The sequence below is a fragment of the Pseudaeromonas aegiceratis genome, from assembly GCF_046254905.1.
GTDB lineage: Bacteria > Pseudomonadota > Gammaproteobacteria > Enterobacterales > Aeromonadaceae > Pseudaeromonas > Pseudaeromonas aegiceratis.
In genome coordinates, this window is the sequence record NZ_CP158016.1 from 765,585 (window position 1) to 782,146 (window position 16,562).

At 63.3% G+C, this 16,562-nt stretch carries 16 protein-coding genes and 5 tRNA genes; 18 read left to right on the forward strand and 3 right to left on the reverse strand.

The window, feature by feature from the left end; translation table 11 throughout:
• The first annotated feature begins 72 nt into the window (after positions 1-72).
• From orn to ABHF91_RS03840, 7 genes are all read left to right on the forward strand, one after another.
• A complete protein-coding gene (gene orn / locus ABHF91_RS03810; RefSeq protein WP_409422152.1) occupies positions 73-618 on the forward strand; it encodes an oligoribonuclease in 546 nt (181 codons plus the stop codon).
• Between the two features lie 114 nt (positions 619-732).
• A tRNA-Gly gene (locus ABHF91_RS03815) sits at positions 733-808 on the forward strand.
• Positions 809-832: 24 nt separating this feature from the next.
• Positions 833-908: transfer RNA gene (locus tag ABHF91_RS03820), tRNA-Gly, on the forward strand.
• Between the two features lie 18 nt (positions 909-926).
• Positions 927-1,002, forward strand: a tRNA-Gly gene (locus ABHF91_RS03825).
• 27 nt (positions 1,003-1,029) lie between these two features.
• Positions 1,030-1,105 (forward strand) — tRNA-Gly (locus tag ABHF91_RS03830).
• Between the two features lie 16 nt (positions 1,106-1,121).
• Positions 1,122-1,197 (forward strand) — tRNA-Gly (locus tag ABHF91_RS03835).
• Between the two features lie 117 nt (positions 1,198-1,314).
• A complete protein-coding gene (locus ABHF91_RS03840) occupies positions 1,315-1,770 on the forward strand; it encodes a hypothetical protein (RefSeq protein WP_409422153.1) in 456 nt (151 codons plus the stop codon).
• Here the strand turns inward: ABHF91_RS03840 and ppgK are convergent, their stop codons facing one another.
• Together ppgK and queG are read right to left on the reverse strand one after the other, a co-directional pair.
• Positions 1,771-2,526: a polyphosphate--glucose phosphotransferase gene (gene ppgK / locus ABHF91_RS03845; protein ID WP_409422154.1), complete on the reverse strand. Its 756-nt coding sequence runs from the start codon at positions 2,524-2,526 to the stop codon at positions 1,771-1,773.
• A gap of 13 nt (positions 2,527-2,539) precedes the next feature.
• Positions 2,540-3,664 carry a tRNA epoxyqueuosine(34) reductase QueG gene (gene queG, locus ABHF91_RS03850; protein ID WP_409422155.1) on the reverse strand — a complete coding sequence of 375 codons (1,125 nt, stop codon included), beginning with the start codon at positions 3,662-3,664 and terminating at the stop codon, positions 2,540-2,542.
• Here queG and ABHF91_RS03855 point away from each other — a divergent pair.
• The 11 genes from ABHF91_RS03855 to ABHF91_RS03905 all read left to right on the forward strand — a co-directional run bounded on the left by ABHF91_RS03855 (position 3,663) and on the right by ABHF91_RS03905 (position 15,368).
• Entirely contained in the window at positions 3,663-5,195 is a 1,533-nt protein-coding gene (locus ABHF91_RS03855; protein WP_409422156.1) for an NAD(P)H-hydrate dehydratase, read from the forward strand. The genes queG and ABHF91_RS03855 overlap by 2 nt on opposite strands.
• Entirely contained in the window at positions 5,161-5,619 is a 459-nt protein-coding gene (tsaE, locus tag ABHF91_RS03860; protein ID WP_409422157.1) for a tRNA (adenosine(37)-N6)-threonylcarbamoyltransferase complex ATPase subunit type 1 TsaE, read from the forward strand. Before ABHF91_RS03855 ends, tsaE begins: the two co-directional genes overlap by 35 nt.
• On the forward strand, positions 5,619-7,148 hold the full coding sequence (locus tag ABHF91_RS03865) for an N-acetylmuramoyl-L-alanine amidase (RefSeq protein WP_409422158.1): 1,530 nt from the start codon (positions 5,619-5,621) through the stop codon (positions 7,146-7,148). The genes tsaE and ABHF91_RS03865 overlap by 1 nt, the downstream gene beginning before the upstream one ends.
• A gap of 1 nt (position 7,149) precedes the next feature.
• Entirely contained in the window at positions 7,150-8,964 is a 1,815-nt protein-coding gene (gene mutL / locus ABHF91_RS03870) for a DNA mismatch repair endonuclease MutL (protein WP_409422159.1), read from the forward strand.
• 22 nt (positions 8,965-8,986) lie between these two features.
• A complete protein-coding gene (miaA, locus tag ABHF91_RS03875; RefSeq protein ID WP_409422160.1) occupies positions 8,987-9,877 on the forward strand; it encodes a tRNA (adenosine(37)-N6)-dimethylallyltransferase MiaA in 891 nt (296 codons plus the stop codon).
• 75 nt (positions 9,878-9,952) lie between these two features.
• The gene (gene hfq, locus ABHF91_RS03880; RefSeq protein WP_409422161.1) at positions 9,953-10,216 is read left to right on the forward strand and encodes an RNA chaperone Hfq; all 264 of its coding nucleotides are present in this window, start codon (positions 9,953-9,955) and stop codon (positions 10,214-10,216) included.
• 90 nt (positions 10,217-10,306) lie between these two features.
• Positions 10,307-11,593 (forward strand): ribosome rescue GTPase HflX, encoded by a 1,287-nt coding sequence (hflX, locus tag ABHF91_RS03885; RefSeq protein ID WP_409422162.1) that lies wholly within the window; start codon positions 10,307-10,309, stop codon positions 11,591-11,593.
• Positions 11,594-11,638: 45 nt separating this feature from the next.
• Positions 11,639-12,814 carry an FtsH protease activity modulator HflK gene (gene hflK / locus ABHF91_RS03890; protein ID WP_409422163.1) on the forward strand — a complete coding sequence of 392 codons (1,176 nt, stop codon included), beginning with the start codon at positions 11,639-11,641 and terminating at the stop codon, positions 12,812-12,814.
• A 3-nt stretch (positions 12,815-12,817) separates the two neighbouring features.
• Positions 12,818-13,699, forward strand: a complete 882-nt coding sequence (hflC, locus tag ABHF91_RS03895) for a protease modulator HflC (RefSeq protein ID WP_409422164.1) — start codon at positions 12,818-12,820, stop codon at positions 13,697-13,699.
• Positions 13,700-13,770: 71 nt separating this feature from the next.
• Complete coding sequence (locus tag ABHF91_RS03900; protein ID WP_409422165.1) at positions 13,771-13,962, forward strand: DUF2065 family protein; 192 nt, start codon at positions 13,771-13,773, stop codon at positions 13,960-13,962.
• Between the two features lie 107 nt (positions 13,963-14,069).
• Entirely contained in the window at positions 14,070-15,368 is a 1,299-nt protein-coding gene (locus tag ABHF91_RS03905; RefSeq protein ID WP_409422166.1) for an adenylosuccinate synthase, read from the forward strand.
• A 98-nt stretch (positions 15,369-15,466) separates the two neighbouring features.
• On the opposite strand, the gene ispB is transcribed toward ABHF91_RS03905, so the two are convergent.
• The gene (gene ispB / locus ABHF91_RS03910) at positions 15,467-16,438 is read right to left on the reverse strand and encodes an octaprenyl diphosphate synthase (protein ID WP_409422167.1); all 972 of its coding nucleotides are present in this window, start codon (positions 16,436-16,438) and stop codon (positions 15,467-15,469) included.
• Positions 16,439-16,562 lie beyond the last annotated feature (124 nt).

Sequence of the window (16,562 nt, forward strand, 5' to 3'; positions counted from 1 at the left end):
CCAGTATGATACATGGGTGATGAAGCAATTGTCCCGCAAAAGCACCGGCGCGGGCCGGCCCTAGGATCTGATATGACTCAAGACGCACAAAACCTGATTTGGCTGGACATGGAGATGACTGGCCTCAATCCGGACACCGATAAGGTGCTGGAGATCGCCATGATCGTCACCGACAAGGATCTCAATGTGCTGGCCGAGGGGCCGGTGATCGCCGTGCATCAGCCGGACGAGGTGCTGGAGGCCATGGATGACTGGTGTACCCGTACCCATACCGCCTCCGGCCTGGTGGCGCGGGTCAAGGCCAGTGCCTATGACCTGGCGGCGACCCAGGCCGAGTGCCTGGCCTTCATGGTGCAGTGGGTGCCCCAGGGGGCCTCGCCCATGTGTGGCAACAGCATAGGCCAGGACAGACGCTTCATGGTGCGCTACCTGCCCGAGGCGGAGGCCTATTTCCATTACCGTAACCTGGATGTCAGCACCCTCAAGGAGTTGGTCCGGCGCTGGAAACCCGAGCTGTTGGCAGAATTCAAGAAGCAGGGCACCCACCTGGCGCTGGATGACATTCGCGAGTCCATCGCCGAATTGCGCTTCTACCGGGAGCGGATCTTCACCATCTGATGTAAAAGTGGGCGGTCTGATCGGTAACTGTTTACCGGATGAGCAAACGGATAAAAAGCCCTTGCAATCAATCGGCCGCTCCTTATAATTCGGCGCCTGTGCAGAGAGCACGCTGCGGGAATAGCTCAGTTGGTAGAGCACGACCTTGCCAAGGTCGGGGTCGCGAGTTCGAGTCTCGTTTCCCGCTCCAAATTCTCTTTGCCAGCCTTGTGATGCGGGAATAGCTCAGTTGGTAGAGCACGACCTTGCCAAGGTCGGGGTCGCGAGTTCGAGTCTCGTTTCCCGCTCCAATCACAAGTTCGGCCCGTGCGGGAATAGCTCAGTTGGTAGAGCACGACCTTGCCAAGGTCGGGGTCGCGAGTTCGAGTCTCGTTTCCCGCTCCAAATGCCGAAACCTCTTTATCTGACGTTGCGGGAATAGCTCAGTTGGTAGAGCACGACCTTGCCAAGGTCGGGGTCGCGAGTTCGAGTCTCGTTTCCCGCTCCAAACGTCACACCCTGTTGCGGGAATAGCTCAGTTGGTAGAGCACGACCTTGCCAAGGTCGGGGTCGCGAGTTCGAGTCTCGTTTCCCGCTCCAAATCGCCTCTTGCTTCCTTTGTTTATTTCGACGTCTCGTCCGTTGGTCTTCGGCATCCCTGCTGGGTCCCGACCCTTGCCTATACTTGAGGCAGGTTCAATCACCCGGACCCCCATCATGCGCTATCAGCAAATCAAAGATATTCTGCAGCACCTGCATCAGGCCCATCAGCAGTTAGGTGAGCGCTACCAGCTCTGGCAACGGCAACAGCCGGCGGAACGCAGCCGCTTGCTGTTGGACTTCATGATACAGCGGGAGAAAGAGGCGACCCGCCATGCCGCGCAACTCCAGCAGAGCCTGACGGCCAGCTTGCAGGAAATCTGGGTCGATATTCAGACCGACGGCCAGTTTGCCGGGGCCCTGGCGAGCCTGCCCCAGCCGGTGCCCGACAGCACGGAGGGGATCCTGGAGCAGGCCGTCGCCCTGGATGAGGCCCTGATCGCCGAGTTGGAGGTGATGGCCCGGCACCTGGATGAGGAGGGGTTGCAGGGCTGGTGTGCCGGCATAGTCCAGGAGGAGCGCACCCGCCAGCATCAGCTGGTGCATAATGCCCACCGCCTGGATGATGTCTAGCTAGGCCTCTGCCTGGGCCGGCACGCGCTCCTGGGCATACAGGGCGGCGCCTATGATGCCGGCCTGGTTGAGGCTTTGGGCCGCCACCACAGGTGCCCGGGTGAACAGCTGATCCTGGAAGTTGGCCAGCTTCTGGCTGGCGCCGCCACCCAGGATGATGAGATCCGGGTTGAACAGGAACTCCAGGCGCTGCAGGTAGCGGCTAAAGCGCCGGCCCCACTTCTTCCAGCCCAGATCCTCCCGTTGGCGTACCGCATCGGAGCAGTAGTGTTCGGCGATGCGCCCCTTCATCTTCAGGTGACCCAGCTCGGTATTGGGATGCAGGTGGCCGTTGACGAAGATTGCCGAACCCAGCCCTGTGCCTATGGTGATCATCATCACCACCCCCTCCTTGTCCTGACCCACGCCGAAACGCATCTCCGCCAGGCCGGCGGCATCGGCGTCGTTCAGCAGGTAGCAGGGGCAGCCACTGGTCTGGCTGAACAGGGTCTCGGCATCCACGTTGACCCAGCTGGCATCGATGTTGGCGGCGGTGAACACCACGCCATGGTGGATGGTGGCCGGAAAGCCGCAGCCGACCGGACCTTGCCAGGCGAAGTGTGCCACCAGGGCCTTGAGGGTCTCGGCCATGGCCTCGGGGGTGGCGGGTAACGGGGTGGGGATGCGGTGGCGTTCCCCCACGATGAGCCCTGTGTCGGTATCGACGATGGCGCCCTTGATGCCGGAACCGCCGATGTCCACTCCCAATATCATCATGCTGTCATCTCCCTCAAGCGTGGTCGGGCATGCCCTTCTGCACGCACCGAATGACTCTGTCTGTCTTGTTATGCTGGCGTTGGGCTTGGCGCTGCAGTTGTGCCAAGGCCCAGCGGATATGCTCCTGCACCAGGGGGGCGGCAGTCTCCAGCTTGGCCTGCAGGGCCGCCCATACCGCGTCCGAGTATGGCCCGTTGCCCAGGGCCACCGCAATATTGCGTTGCCATTTGTGATAGCCGATGCGGCGGATGGGGCTGCCTTCGGTCTGGGCGAGAAACTGGGCCTCGTCCCATTGCCATAGGCCGAGCAGGCTGGCGTGATGCAGGGCAGGGCGGGGAATAAAATCTGCCTCGGCACTGGCCTCGGCCTGGCGATTCCAGGGGCAGATCAGCTGGCAATCGTCACAGCCATAGATGCGGTTGCCCATCAGCGGGCGCAACGCCTCGGGGATCGGCCCCTCGTGCTCTATGGTGAGATAGGAGATGCAGCGCCGGGCATCCAGCTCGTAGGGCGCTATGATGGCGCCGGTGGGGCAACTGGTGAGACAGGCGCTACAGCTGCCACACTGATTGGCCACCGGCTCATCCACCGGCAAGGGCAGATCCACCAGCAGCTCGCCCAAGAAGAAGAAGGAGCCGGCCTCCTTATGGATGACGAGGGTGTGCTTGCCTTCCCAGCCCAGGCCCGCCTTGGCCGCCAGGGGGCGCTCCAGCAGGGGCGCCGAGTCGACGAAGGGCCGGGCCCCCAGGGCGCCCACCACCTGCTCGATGCGCTGGGCCAGGCGCTTGAGCCGCTGGCGCAGCACCTTGTGATAATCCCGTCCCAGGGCGTAGCGGCTAATATAGGCAAGGGTGGGATCCGACAGCTGGCGGGCGATGCCGGCCTGCTGAGGCAGGTAGTCCATGCGCACCGAGATGACCCTCAGGGTGCCGGGCAGCAGCTCCGCCGGCCGGGCCCGCAGCAGGCCATGACGGGCCATGTACTCCATCTGGCCGTGATAGCCCTTGGCGAGCCACGCCTGCAGCCGAGGCTCTTCGGGGCGCAGATCCGTGTCGCAGATCCCCACCTGCTGGAAGCCTAGCTCGTGCCCCCAGAGCTTGATATGGTGGGCCAAAGTCGTGTAATCGAGGCTGGTCATGGGCACCCTGTCTATGCAAAACCCGCAAAGTGTACCACAGGCCCCGGCGGGCCATCCCCTCTGGCGTGCCGCCCAGATCCGCACCCTGGAGCCCCAGCTGGCCCGCCAGCAGGGACTGGATCTCTATGGGCTCATGTGCCGGGCCGGTCAGGCCTTGTTTGACCATCTGATCCGCCACTGGCCGGCGGCCAACACCCTCTGGATCTTCTGCGGTGCCGGCAACAACGGCGGGGATGGCTATGTCCTGGCTCGCCTGCTGCACCTGGCCGGCTATCGGGTGACGGTGTGCGGCCTGGGGGAACCGGCTGCGGCCCTGCCTGCCCATCAGGCCTGGCTGCAGTGGCGACCGCTGGGGCCTGTCTTGTCCCTGGCCGAGCTGCCCGCCGCCGCCCCGGATCTGGTGGTGGATGCCTTGCTGGGCATAGGGCCCAGTCAACCCTTGCGCGGTGCCGTGCTGGAGCACATTGCCGCCATCAATGGGCTGCGGGTGCCTGTGCTAGCGGTGGATGTGCCCTCGGGGCTGGCGGCCGATACGGGGCAGCCCCTGGGGGCCGTGGTGCGGGCCAGTCACACCCTGAGTTTTATCGGTTACAAACGGGGCCTTTTGACGGGGGAGGCCGCCGAATGGGTGGGCCGGTTGGCGCTGGATCCCTTGGGGATGCCGGAATTGACGGATTTTGCAGCGCCCGATGGCGGCCTGCTGGATTATTGCCTGCTCAGTGAGTACCTTAGGCGGCGCCCGCGGCATCTGCACAAGGGCGATTGCGGCCGGGTGCTGCTGTGTGGCGGCGGTCCCGGCATGCCGGGGGCCCTGCGCCTGGCGTCTGAATCGGCGTTGCGGGCGGGGGCCGGTCTGGTGCGGGCCTGCAGCGTCACGGCCAATCTGCCGCTGTTGGCGGCGGGCCGGCCGGAATTGATGCTAAGCGATGACGACCCGGACTGGCGCTGGCCCTCGGTGACCGTGTTCGGCCCCGGGCTGGGGCAGAGCGAGTGGGCCGAGGGCCGGTTTGCCGACTGGCTGGCCGCCGAGGTGCCCAGCGTGGTGGATGCCGATGGCCTGAACTGGCTGGCTCGCACGCCGGCGCGGCGGGATAACTGGATCCTGACCCCCCACCCGGGGGAGGCGGCCCGCTTGCTGGGCTGCTCCACCGCCGAGGTGAGTGGCGATCGCTTTGCGGCGGTGCGGGCACTGCAGGCGCGCTATGGTGGCGTGGTGCTGCTCAAGGGCCCGGGCACCCTGGTGTGCGACGGCGAGCGGCTGTGGGTCTGCCGGGGAGGCAATCCCGGCATGGCCAGTGGCGGCATGGGGGATCTGCTGGCGGGCCTCATCGCCGGCCTCTGGGCCCAGGGGCTCCCCATGTCCTTGGCGACCTTGTTGGGGGTCTGTGTTCATGGCGCCGCCGGGGATCTGGCCGCCCGCTCTGGTGAGCGCGGCATGCTGGCCAGCGACCTGCTGCCCTATATTCGCCAGTTGGTGAATCCACGAGAGACGGACGATGACAATGAAGATCACAGAACGCCTGGCCTCTGAACAGGCAACGGTCGATTTTGGCAGCCGCCTGGCGCAAGCTTGTCAGACCGCCTGCGTGTTCTTCCTGCATGGCGACCTGGGGGCGGGCAAGACCACCCTGAGTCGGGGCTTCGTGCAAGGCCTCGGCCATGAGGGCAAGGTCAAGAGTCCCACCTATACCCTGGTGGAGGCCTATGAGCTGCCCACCTGGCAGGTGTATCATTTCGACCTCTATCGGCTGGCCGATCCGGAAGAGCTGGAGTTCATGGGGATCCGCGATTATTTTACCCCCGACAGTCTCTGCCTGATCGAGTGGCCGGAGAAGGGCCTGGGCTGGTTGCCGGAGGCCGACGTGGAAATCACGTTACGTTACGTTGGCGAGGAGCGGGAGGCCGAGTTGCTGGCCCGCAGCGCCGTAGGTGAAGCCATTATCAGCAAGTTGTGATGCCGTTGAGACGCTTGATCCTGCTCTTCCTGATGCTGTGTGGCCTGACCGGACCGGTCTGGGCCAACGAGCTGTTGTCCCTGCGTATTGCCCCCACCCAGGAGAAGACCCGTTTGGTCTTCGATCTGGCGGGCAAGCCCTCCTATCACTATCAGCTGCAGGACTCGCCGCCGCGGCTCATCATAGAACTGGTCGACACCCAGAGCCGGGTGAAGCCTGAGCGGCTGACGAAAACCGGGCCCATGATCGGCGGCCTGAGTCAGCAGGCCTCGGGCGGCACGCTGCGTTGGCAGTTTGAGCTCACCAGCCAGATCAAGCCCACCCTGTTTACCCTCAAGCCGCAGGCCCAGTATGGTCATCGCCTGGTGGTGGACTTGCCCCATGTCAGCCGGCCGGCGGCGGTGTCCGCCACGGCCAGCAAGGCTCCGACGCTGAGCCAGGGGGCGCCGGTGAGGAGTGCCAAGCCGATGGTGGCGGGCAAGATAGTTCCGGTGAGTGAGCTCGAGGGTTTGCCGCAGCAGAAACCGGCCCCGGCCAAGCCGGTTGTAGCCGCCAAGCCGGCCGAAGCGAGCAAGCCGGCACCGGCGGCGAGCCAGCCGATGGCGGTTGCGGCCAGCCAGCCGGCACCCGGCAAGGTCAGCACCCTGTCCGGGGAGGACATCATAGTGGCGGTGGATGCCGGCCACGGTGGCAAGGATCCGGGAGCCATAGGTCCCCACGGCAGTTACGAGAAGAATGTGACCCTGGCGGTGGCGCGGGATCTGGCGGCGCTGATCGATCGCCAACCCGGCATGCGGGCCGTGATGACCCGTACCGGCGACTACTTCGTCGATCTGAACCAGCGTTCCGAGATTGCCCGCAAGCACAAGGCCCATCTGCTGATCTCCATCCATGCCGATAGCGTGGCCAACCGGCAGGCGCGGGGCGCCTCGGTCTGGATCCTGTCCGCCAAGCGGGTGGATAGAGAGATGAACAAGCTGTTGGGGCAGCAGGACAAGCATACCGAGCTGCTGGGCGGCGCCGGCAAGGTGATCGCCGAGGCCGAACCCAATCCCTATCTGGCGCAGACCATACTGGATCTCTCCTGGGATAACTCCCGCAGCGAAGGCTACTCCATCGGCGAGATGGTGTTGCGGCATATCGGTAATGAGGTGCGTCTGCACAAGAATCAGCCGCAGCACGCCAGCCTGGCGGTGCTCAAGGCGCCGGACATTCCCTCCCTGCTGATCGAGACCGGCTTTATCTCCAATCCCCAGGAGGAGAAGCTGCTCACCTCCACCGCCTTCCAGCAGCGGCTGGCCCGCGCCATCTTCAACGGCATCAACCGCTACTACGCCGACAATCCGCCGGACGGTACCATGCTGGCCAATCGGGCCAAGAGCCAGACCCGCCACGTGGTCAAATCGGGCGAGAGCCTCTCCCGGTTGGCCAAGCAATACGGCGTGAGCATGGAACGCTTGCGCAACCACAATAGCCTGAAATCCGATCAGCTGCGCATCGGTCAGGTGATCTACATCCCCACCAGCTGACATGAGTATCCAGATACTGCCACCCTTGCTGGCCAACCAGATCGCCGCCGGCGAGGTGGTGGAGCGGCCGGCCTCCGTGGTCAAGGAGCTGGTGGAAAATTGCCTGGATGCCGGCGCCGATCGCATCGACATCGAGGTGGAGAAGGGCGGCGCCAAGCTGATCCGCATTCGCGACAACGGGGTCGGCATCCCCAAGGATGAGCTGATCCTGGCCCTGTCACGCCATGCCACCTCCAAGGTGGCGACCCTGGCGGATCTGGAGGGCATCGCCAGCCTGGGCTTCCGCGGCGAGGCCCTGGCCTCCATCAGTTCCGTGTCCCGTCTCACCCTCACCTCGCGACCCGCTACCCAGCCCGAGGCCTGGCAGGCCCAGGCCGAGGGGCGGGACATGGCGGTGACGGTGCGGCCGGCTGCCCATCCGGTGGGCACCACGGTGGAGGTGCTGGATCTCTTCTTCAATACCCCGGCCAGACGCAAGTTTCTGCGCAGCGAGAAGACCGAATTTGCCCACATCGACGAGCTGATCCGCCGCCTGGCCCTGAGTCGGTTCGATGTCACCTTCGTGCTGCGCCACAATGGCAAGCCGGTGCGTCAGTATCGGGCGGCCAGCGATCCCGCCGCCTGCAATCGCCGGGTGGGGGTGGCCTGCGGCGAGCGCTTCATCCAGCAGGCGTTGACGGTGCGCAGCGAACACCAGGGGCTGCTGCTCCATGGCTGGCTGGTGCCGCCCAAGGCGGACGGCAGTCCGGCGCCCGAGCTGCAATACAGCTACGTCAACGGCCGCATGATGCGGGACAAGCTGATCAACCACGCCATCCGCCAGGCCTGTGTCGAGGCCCTGGGGGTGGAGCTGGCGCCGGCCTATGTGCTCTACCTGGAGCTGGATCCGCGGCAGGTGGATGTCAATGTCCATCCGGCCAAGCATGAGGTGCGCTTCCATGAGGCGCGCCTGGTGCATGACTTCCTGTTGCAGGTGTTGCGGGAGGCGCTGCGCAGCGTGCGTCCCGGCGTGGCGGAATCCGCATCCGAGACCTGGCAGATTGCCGAGGCGTCGGCCTATCCGGACAGCCCGCTGAAAACCACGGAGCACGGCTATCATGCCGGGGGCTATCGCCCCACGCCGGCGGCGACGGGCTCCTCAGTCCGGGCCTTGCCGGAGGGTGACCGACTGCAGCAGGCCGCCACCGCCTATCGGCAGTTGATGAGTCCCCCCGTGCCGCCGGCGCCTCCGGCGTCGGTCGGTCATGCCTTACCCGGCCTCGAGGAGGCCTGGCAGCCGCTGCTGCTGCATGCGCCCCATTACTTGCTGATCCGGCAGGGGGAGCGGCTGGGGCTTTGCCATCTGGGGCGGCTTGAGTCGTACCTGTTGCAGCAAGGCTGGCAGCAGCGTTGGGCCGAGGGCCTGGTCTCTCAGCCGCTGCTGATGCCCCTGCGGCTGAGCCTGAGCGCCGAGCTGCAGGCGGTGCTCACCAGTCACGCCGTCTGGCTGACCCAGTTGGGACTGGAGTACAAGCCGGCCAGTGCGGGTACCCTCATGGTCTATCGGGTGCCCGCGGCCTTGCGCCAGACCAGCCTGGCGGACACCTTGCCGGCCCTGCTGGCGCAATTGGCCTCGTTGGCGGCGCCGACGCCCGAGACCATCACAGCGCTGTGCCACTGGCTGGCCCGGCAGGCGGTGACGGGGCGGCACTATGATCTGGCCCAGGGACACAGCCTGTTGCTGCAATGGCAGCAGCTGGGGCAGGCTTCCTGGCCGGCGGGTTGTTATCGCACTTTACCTTTGCAGCAATGGATACAGGAGTGGGAGCGTGAGTGAGCGGCCCTTAGCGATTTTTTTGATGGGGCCGACCGCATCCGGCAAGACGGCCCTGGCCATGGAGCTGATCCGGCGTCTGCCCTGCGACATCATCAGCGTCGACTCGGCCCTCATCTATCGCGGCATGGACATAGGCACGGCCAAGCCCTCGGCGGCCGAACTGGCCCAGGCCCCCCACCGCCTCATCGATATTCGCGATCCCGCCGAGAGCTATTCGGCGGCGGATTTTCGCCAGGATGCCCTGGCCGAGATGGCCAAGATCAGCGCCCAGGGGCGCATCCCGCTGCTGGTGGGCGGCACCATGCTCTATTACAAGGCGCTGCTGGAGGGGCTCTCGCCGCTGCCTGCCGCCGATGAGGCGGTGCGGGCCCAGATTGAGCGAGAGGCCCAGCAACGGGGCTGGTTGGCGCTGCATGGGGAACTGGCGGACATAGATCCGGTGGCCGCCGCGCGGATCCATCCCAACGATCCCCAGCGCCTGAGCCGGGCGCTGGAGGTATTCCGACTGACAGGACGTACCTTAACCGATTTGACAAGGACCCAGGGCGAGACGTTACCTTACCGGGTCTGCCAATTTGCCATTGCTCCCCAGACGCGGGAGTTGCTGCGCGAGCGCATCGCCCAGCGGTTTCACCAGATGCTGGCGGCAGGCTTCGAGCGGGAGGTGGTGGGGTTACGTGCCCGGGGCGATCTGCATCCCGGCCTGCCGTCCATTCGCTGTGTGGGCTATCGTCAGATGTGGGCTCATCTGGATGGTGAGATGGACTACGATGAAATGGTCTATCGTGGCATAGTGGCCACCTGTCAGCTGGCCAAGCGCCAGATGACCTGGTTGCGTGGCTGGTCCGAGGTCTCATGGCTGGACAGCGATGCACCTGACAATGTAGAGATACTATTACGCAAGATTGGTTAGATTTGGGGCCTGTCTGTATAATCGGGTCACCTGAGCGCTTTTAAATCAACTACTACAAACAATAAGGATTAAGTAATGGCTAAGGGGCAATCACTGCAGGATCCGTTTCTCAATGCGTTGCGGCGGGAGCGTATCCCTGTTTCCATCTATCTGGTCAACGGCATCAAGCTGCAGGGGCAGATAGAGTCTTTCGATCAATTTGTCATCCTGCTGAAGAACACCGTCAGCCAGATGGTGTATAAGCACGCCATTTCTACCGTGGTCCCGGCGCGCCCCGTGCCCCATCATCAGGCCACTGGCGGGGCGCCTGCCGGCGAGCCACAACAAGGGGAAGAGTAATCTTCTCCTGCGCTACCCGTTTGTATTGTCTGCCAGAGAGTCCGGCCCCAGGCGTTCTGCCTCGGGCCCTCTCTGACAAGGAGCTAAAGCTTGTTTGACCGTTATGAGGCCGGCGAACAGGCCGTCCTGGTGCATGTCGATTTTTCCGATGAGAGTGCCAACGAGGATCTGGCCGAGCTGAAGATGCTGGTGACCTCGGCGGGCGCCACGCCCTTGGCGGTGTTCACCACGCGCCGCACCGCCCCGCACGCCAAGTATTTTATCGGCACCGGCAAGGCCGAGGAGATTGCCCACGAGGTGCGTCAGCTGGGCGCCGATCTGGTGATCTTCAATCACGCCCTGAGTCCGGCCCAGGAGCGTAACCTGGAGCGGCTGTTTGAGTGCCGGGTGCTGGACCGCACCACCCTGATCCTGGATATCTTCGCCCAGCGGGCCCGTACCCACGAGGGCAAGCTGCAGGTGGAGCTGGCTCAGCTGCGTCACCTCTCTACCCGCCTGGTGCGGGGCTGGACTCACCTCGAGCGCCAGAAAGGGGGGATCGGCTTGAGAGGTCCGGGGGAAACCCAGCTGGAAACCGACCGGCGACTGTTGCGGGTGCGGATCGGTAGCATAGTCGGTCGCCTGGCCAAGGTGGAGAAGCAGCGGGAGCAGGGACGGCGGGCGCGTCAGCGTAACGAGATCCCCGTGGTTTCCCTGGTGGGCTACACCAATGCCGGTAAGTCCACCCTGTTCAATCGTATCACCCGTGCCGAGGTCTATGCGGCCGACCAGCTGTTTGCCACCCTGGATCCCACCCTGCGGCGCATCGAGTTACCCGAAGTGGGCACCGTGATCCTGGCGGACACGGTTGGGTTTATCCGTCATCTGCCCCATGATCTGGTGGCGGCCTTCAAGGCCACCCTGCAGGAGACCCGTGAGGCGGACCTGCAGCTGCATGTCATCGACTGTGCCGACGAGAGGATGGCCGACAATATGCATCAGGTTCAGCTGGTGCTGGAGGAGATTGAGGCCGCCGAGGTGCCGCAACTGCTGGTGTTCAACAAGGTGGATGCCTTGGCCGGCGGGGAGCCCCGGTTGGAGCGGGACGAGGACGGTCGTCCCCGGGCGGTTTATCTCTCTGCCCTGACCGGCGCCGGTTGTGATTTGCTACTGGCCGCACTGAACGAATTGCTGGCGGTCAGCTATGTTGAGTTTCAATTGTCGCTGCCGATGACGGCGGGGCGCTTGCGCAGCCGCCTGTTTGCCATGGGGGCGGTGCAGCAGGAGGAGTTTGCCGAGGATGGCAGCACACGGATGCAAGTGAGGCTTCCTAGGACGGATTGGCACAGGCTCGTCAAGCAGGAAGGGGATGCGTTGCTGACCTTTATTGTCGCTTGATAGCTTGTTACAGTTGAACACATCACATTGATTTTGGAGATGGGAATGGCTTGGAACGAGCCCGGTAATGGCGGAAAGGATCGCGATCCTTGGAGCAACTCGGGGAAGAATCAGGCGCCGCCTGATTTGGACAAGCTGCTGCGCAGCCTGATGCAGAAAGTCTCGTCTGTGCTGGGGGGCGGTCGCCGTCCCGGCGGCGAATTCAGTCTGCTGGGGTTGGCCGTGGTGCTGGCCGTGGTCGTTGTGGTTTGGGCGGTCAGTGGCTTTTATACCATCAAGGAAGCCGAGCGGGGTGTCGTGACCCGCTTTGGTAAATTCCATGAGATCGTGGAGCCCGGCCTGCGCTGGAAGGCCACCTTCATCGACGACGTGCGCCCGGTGGATGTGGAGTCTGTGCAGTCACTCTCCGCCTCCGGCTTCATGCTCACCCAGGATGAGAACGTGGTGCGGGTGGAGATGGATGTGCAGTATCGCGTCGCTGACCCGCGGGAGTACCTGTACAGCGTCACCAATCCGGTGGACAGCCTCAGCCAGGCCACCGACAGCGCCCTGCGCTACGTGGTGGGTCATACCAACATGGATGATGTGCTGACCAAGGGCCGGGAGAAGGTGCGCCAGGACACCTGGCAGGTGCTGGAGCAGATCACCGACCCCTACAAGATGGGGCTCGTGGTGGTGGACGTCAACTTCCTGCCGGCGCGACCGCCGGAAGAGGTGAAGGACGCCTTTGACGATGCCATCTCCGCCCAGGAAGACGAAGAGCGTTTCATCCGGGAGGCGGAAGCCTATGCCCGTGAGGTGGAACCCAAGGCCCGTGGCCAGGTCAAGCGCCTGGAAGAGGAGGCCCTGGGCTACAAGGAGCAGGCGGTGCTGAAGGCCAATGGGGAAGTGGCGCGCTTCAATCAGCTGCTGCCCCAGTACCTGGCGGCGCCTGAGCTGACCCGCAAGCGTCTGTATCTGGAAACCATGGAAGAGATCTACCAGAAGGCCAACAAGGTGCTGGTGGATCTGCCCGAGGGCAGCAACAGCCTGGTGTATCTGCCATTGGACAAGCTGGGTGCCACCGGCGGTACCGACAAGCCGGCCAGCGGTAGCACGGCCGCGCGGCTGAGTACGCCGTCAAGCAATTACAGCGGCGACAAGTCCACCTCTGATACCGCTGATGGGGTGAATAGCAGCCCCTTGCGCAGTTCCGACCGATTCAGCAGCGGGAGATATTAAGCGATGAAACGTATTGTGTTGGCCGCTGTGGCCGTGATCGCCCTTATCTTCGCCTCGTCCGTGTTTGTGATTAAGGAAGGGGAGCGGGGCATAGTCCTGCAATTTGGCAAGGTGAAGCGGATTGCCGACAGTACCGAGCCCTTGGTCTACGAACCGGGCCTGCACTGGAAGGTGCCGCTCATCGATGACGTCCGTAAGCTGGATGCCCGTATCCAGACCCTGGATGGTCAGGAGGACCGCTTCGTCACCTCCGAGAAGAAGGACCTGATCATCGACTCCTACGTCAAATGGCGTATCGAAGACTTTGCCAAGTTCTATCTGGCCACCGGTGGTGGCAGCCGCCTGCAGGCGGAGTCCCTGCTCAAGCGCAAGATCAACAACGGTCTGCGTTCCGAGATCGGTAGCCGTACCATCAAGGACATCGTCTCCGGTGAGCGGACCGAGGTGATGGAAGAGGCCCTCAAGCGGATGGCACGCTCCTCCGAGCTGGGCATCCGGGTGGTGGATGTGCGGATCAAGCAGATCAACCTGCCGCTGGAGGTGTCCAACTCCATCTATCAGCGGATGCGTGCCGAGCGTAACGCCGTGGCCCGGGAGCACAGATCCCAGGGGCGGGAGAAGGCCGAGTTTATCCGCGCCGACATCGATCGCCGGGTGACTGTGATGATCGCCGATGCCGAGCGCAATGCCAGCAAGCTGAAGGGGGAAGGGGACGCCGAGGCGGCCCGCGTCTATGCCGACAGCTATAAGCAGAACCCCGAGTTCTTTGGCTTTGTTCGCAGCCTGGAGGCGTACAGAAAGAGTTTCGACAGCGGCCGCGATGTGATGGTGCTGAAACCCGATAGCGATTTCTTCCGCTATTTTGACTCGCAGACAGGCAAATAGACTGGAATTGCGGGTAAACACCATGGGGTCTGAGTCAGACCCCATTTTTATTTTCCTGCCCGGGTAAATTCATGCATGATTTGACGCTGTTTCTCGGCCTCTGGCTGCTGCTGGAGGGCGTGTTGCCCCTGTGTTTTCCCCGTGCCTGGCTGAGCGGGTTGCGCGAGTTGGCGCAGCTGGTGCCAGGCAAGGCACGACGGATTGGCGGGGTAATGGTTGCGATCGGAGCTGTCTTGGTGTTGACCTGGCTGCACCAGGGATAGGTAGCCATTTAGGTGGGTTTGACTGGCCATTTTCTGGCCATTTTGGCGTTCCGAGCCTGGTCAAACTTTGTTAGAATCCATTTTTAACCACATTGTAGATACGAAAGATGGGACAGAGTGTCGTAATCTTGGGCACCCAGTGGGGTGACGAAGGCAAGGGTAAGATCGTCGATCTGTTGACCGACAAGGCGCAATACGTAGTTCGTTATCAGGGCGGCCACAATGCCGGACATACCCTGGTCATTGGCGGTGAAAAAACCGTCCTCCATCTGATCCCGTCCGGGATCCTCCGCGACAACTGCAAGTGCATCATCGCCAACGGCGTCGTGCTGTCTCCCGAAGCTTTGATCAAGGAAATGACCACCCTGGAGGCCCGCGGGGTCCCGGTGCGCGAGCGTTTGCTGCTGAGCGAGGCCTGCCCGCTGATCCTGCCGTACCACATCGCCCTGGATCAGGCCCGTGAGAAGGCCCTGGGCAAGAAGGCCATAGGTACCACGGGACGCGGTATTGGCCCGGCCTACGAAGACAAGGTGGCCCGTCGCTGCCTGCGGGTAGGCGACCTGTTCGACATGGCTCAGTTTGCCGATAAGCTCAAGACGGTGTTGGAGTATCACAACTTCCAGCTGACCCAGTACTATGGTGTGGAAGCCGTCTCCTACGACGAGGTACTGGAACAGGCTAAGGGCTATGCCGAGTTGCTGACCGGTATGGTGGTGGATGTGACCGATCTGCTGGATCGGGCGCGCCGCAACGGTGACAAGATCATGTTCGAGGGGGCCCAGGGCACCTTGCTGGACATCGACCATGGCACCTACCCCTTCGTGACCTCTTCCAACACCACCGCCGGTGGTGTGGCCACCGGCTCCGGCTTTGGTCCGCGTTACGTGGAATATGTGCTGGGGATTGCCAAGGCCTATACCACCCGCGTGGGCGCGGGTCCCTTCCCCACCGAGCTGTTCGATGAGATCGGTGAGCGTCTGGGACAGAAGGGTCAGGAATTCGGCGCCACCACCGGCCGTAAGCGCCGCTGTGGCTGGTTCGATGCGGTGGCCATGAAGCGGGCCATCCAGATCAACTCACTCTCTGGCTTCTGCCTGACCAAGCTGGATGTGCTGGATGGGCTGACCGAGGTGAAGATCTGCACCGGCTACCGTTTCCCCAACGGCGAGATCCGCGATGTGCCCCCCATGGCCGCCGACGGTTACGAGCAGGTGGAGCCCGAGTTTGAGACCCTGCCTGGCTGGAGCGAGAATACCTTCGGGGTGAAGAGCCTGGCAGAACTGCCGGAGAATGCCCGTGCTTACATCCGCCGCATCGAGGAGATCACCGGCGTGCCGGTGGATATCGTCTCCACCGGTCCGGATCGGGATGAGACCATCATACTGCGTCACCCCTTTGCCGACTGAGGCGATGTCGATGCACTAAAGAAGGCCGGTCATTGACCGGCCTTCTGCTTTTTCGCCTGATGGTGCCGCAGCCCACCGGGCTAAGCGCGCTGGGTGCCTTAGTGGTTGCGGGCGATGGCCATCTCGGCCAGCTGACAGAGGGCCTGCTTATAGGGGCCATCCGGCAAGGGGGCCAGGGCGGCGATGGCCGTATCGGCTTCGCGTCTGGCCTGGGCCAGGCTGTATTCGAAGGCGCCGGTCCGTTTTAGCAACGCCAGGATGGCGTCGAAGTGTGCCATGCCGTTGCGTTCCACCACGGCTGCCCGCAACAGGGCATGCTCGTCACCCGAGGTATTGGCCAGGGCATGGATGAGGGGCAGGGTGGGTTTGCCTTCGGCCAGGTCGTCACCCGCGTTTTTGCCCATGTCATCGGCGGCGGAGGTGTAGTCCATCACGTCGTCCACCAGTTGGAAGGCGGTACCCAGGTGCTTGCCATACTCCTGCATGGCCCGCTCTATGTGGGCGGGTTGCTGACTGAGCACGGCGGCTAGCCGGGTGGCGGCCTCGAACAGCTTGGCGGTCTTGCAGTAGATCACCGAGAGGTATTGCTGCTCGCTGGTGTCGGGATCGTTGCAGTTCATCAGCTGCATCACCTCGCCTTCGGCGATGATGTTGGTGGCCTCCGAGAGGATCTCCATCACCCTCAGGTTGCCCAGCTCCGCCATCATCTGGAAGGAGCGGGTATGCAGGAAGTCCCCCACCAGCACGCTGGCGGCATTGCCAAACAGCTGATTGGCCGTATCCCGGCCGCGCCGCAGTTCGGACTCGTCCACCACGTCATCGTGCAGCAAGGTGGCGGTATGAATGAACTCTATGATGCAGGCCAGCTTGATATGCAGATCACCCTGGTAGCCTAAGGCCTTGGCGCTGAGCACAGTGAGCAGGGGACGCATGCGCTTGCCGCCACCGCTGATGATGTAGTAGCCCAGTTGGTTGATCAGGCTGACATCGGACTGCAGCCGTTGAATGATCAAGGCGTTGACCGCCTGCATGTCCTGGGCTGACAACTCTGTGATTGCGTTTTGAGCCATAGGTCTAGATACTGCGTCCATTAGGGCATTCACGTCCCGGTAACAATGGCATGGATTCTACATGAAATGGCCGGGGAGTGCAGTGCCCGACGCGCGGGAGTGCGCGTGCCGTCAATTGATCAGC

Coding starts and splice junctions, on each gene's coding strand:
- orn (WP_409422152.1), top strand. CDS start 73: ATGACTCAAGACGCACAAAACCTGATTTGGCTGGACATGGAGATGACT.
- ABHF91_RS03840 (WP_409422153.1), top strand. CDS start 1,315: ATGCGCTATCAGCAAATCAAAGATATTCTGCAGCACCTGCATCAGGCC.
- ppgK (WP_409422154.1), bottom strand. CDS start 2,526: ATGATGATATTGGGAGTGGACATCGGCGGTTCCGGCATCAAGGGCGCC.
- ABHF91_RS03855 (WP_409422156.1), top strand. CDS start 3,663: ATGGGCACCCTGTCTATGCAAAACCCGCAAAGTGTACCACAGGCCCCG.
- queG (WP_409422155.1), bottom strand. CDS start 3,664: ATGACCAGCCTCGATTACACGACTTTGGCCCACCATATCAAGCTCTGG.
- tsaE (WP_409422157.1), top strand. CDS start 5,161: ATGACAATGAAGATCACAGAACGCCTGGCCTCTGAACAGGCAACGGTC.
- ABHF91_RS03865 (WP_409422158.1), top strand. CDS start 5,619: ATGCCGTTGAGACGCTTGATCCTGCTCTTCCTGATGCTGTGTGGCCTG.
- mutL (WP_409422159.1), top strand. CDS start 7,150: ATGAGTATCCAGATACTGCCACCCTTGCTGGCCAACCAGATCGCCGCC.
- miaA (WP_409422160.1), top strand. CDS start 8,987: ATGGGGCCGACCGCATCCGGCAAGACGGCCCTGGCCATGGAGCTGATC.
- hfq (WP_409422161.1), top strand. CDS start 9,953: ATGGCTAAGGGGCAATCACTGCAGGATCCGTTTCTCAATGCGTTGCGG.
- hflK (WP_409422163.1), top strand. CDS start 11,639: ATGGCTTGGAACGAGCCCGGTAATGGCGGAAAGGATCGCGATCCTTGG.
- hflC (WP_409422164.1), top strand. CDS start 12,818: ATGAAACGTATTGTGTTGGCCGCTGTGGCCGTGATCGCCCTTATCTTC.
- ABHF91_RS03900 (WP_409422165.1), top strand. CDS start 13,771: ATGCATGATTTGACGCTGTTTCTCGGCCTCTGGCTGCTGCTGGAGGGC.
- ABHF91_RS03905 (WP_409422166.1), top strand. CDS start 14,070: ATGGGACAGAGTGTCGTAATCTTGGGCACCCAGTGGGGTGACGAAGGC.
- ispB (WP_409422167.1), bottom strand. CDS start 16,438: ATGGCTCAAAACGCAATCACAGAGTTGTCAGCCCAGGACATGCAGGCG.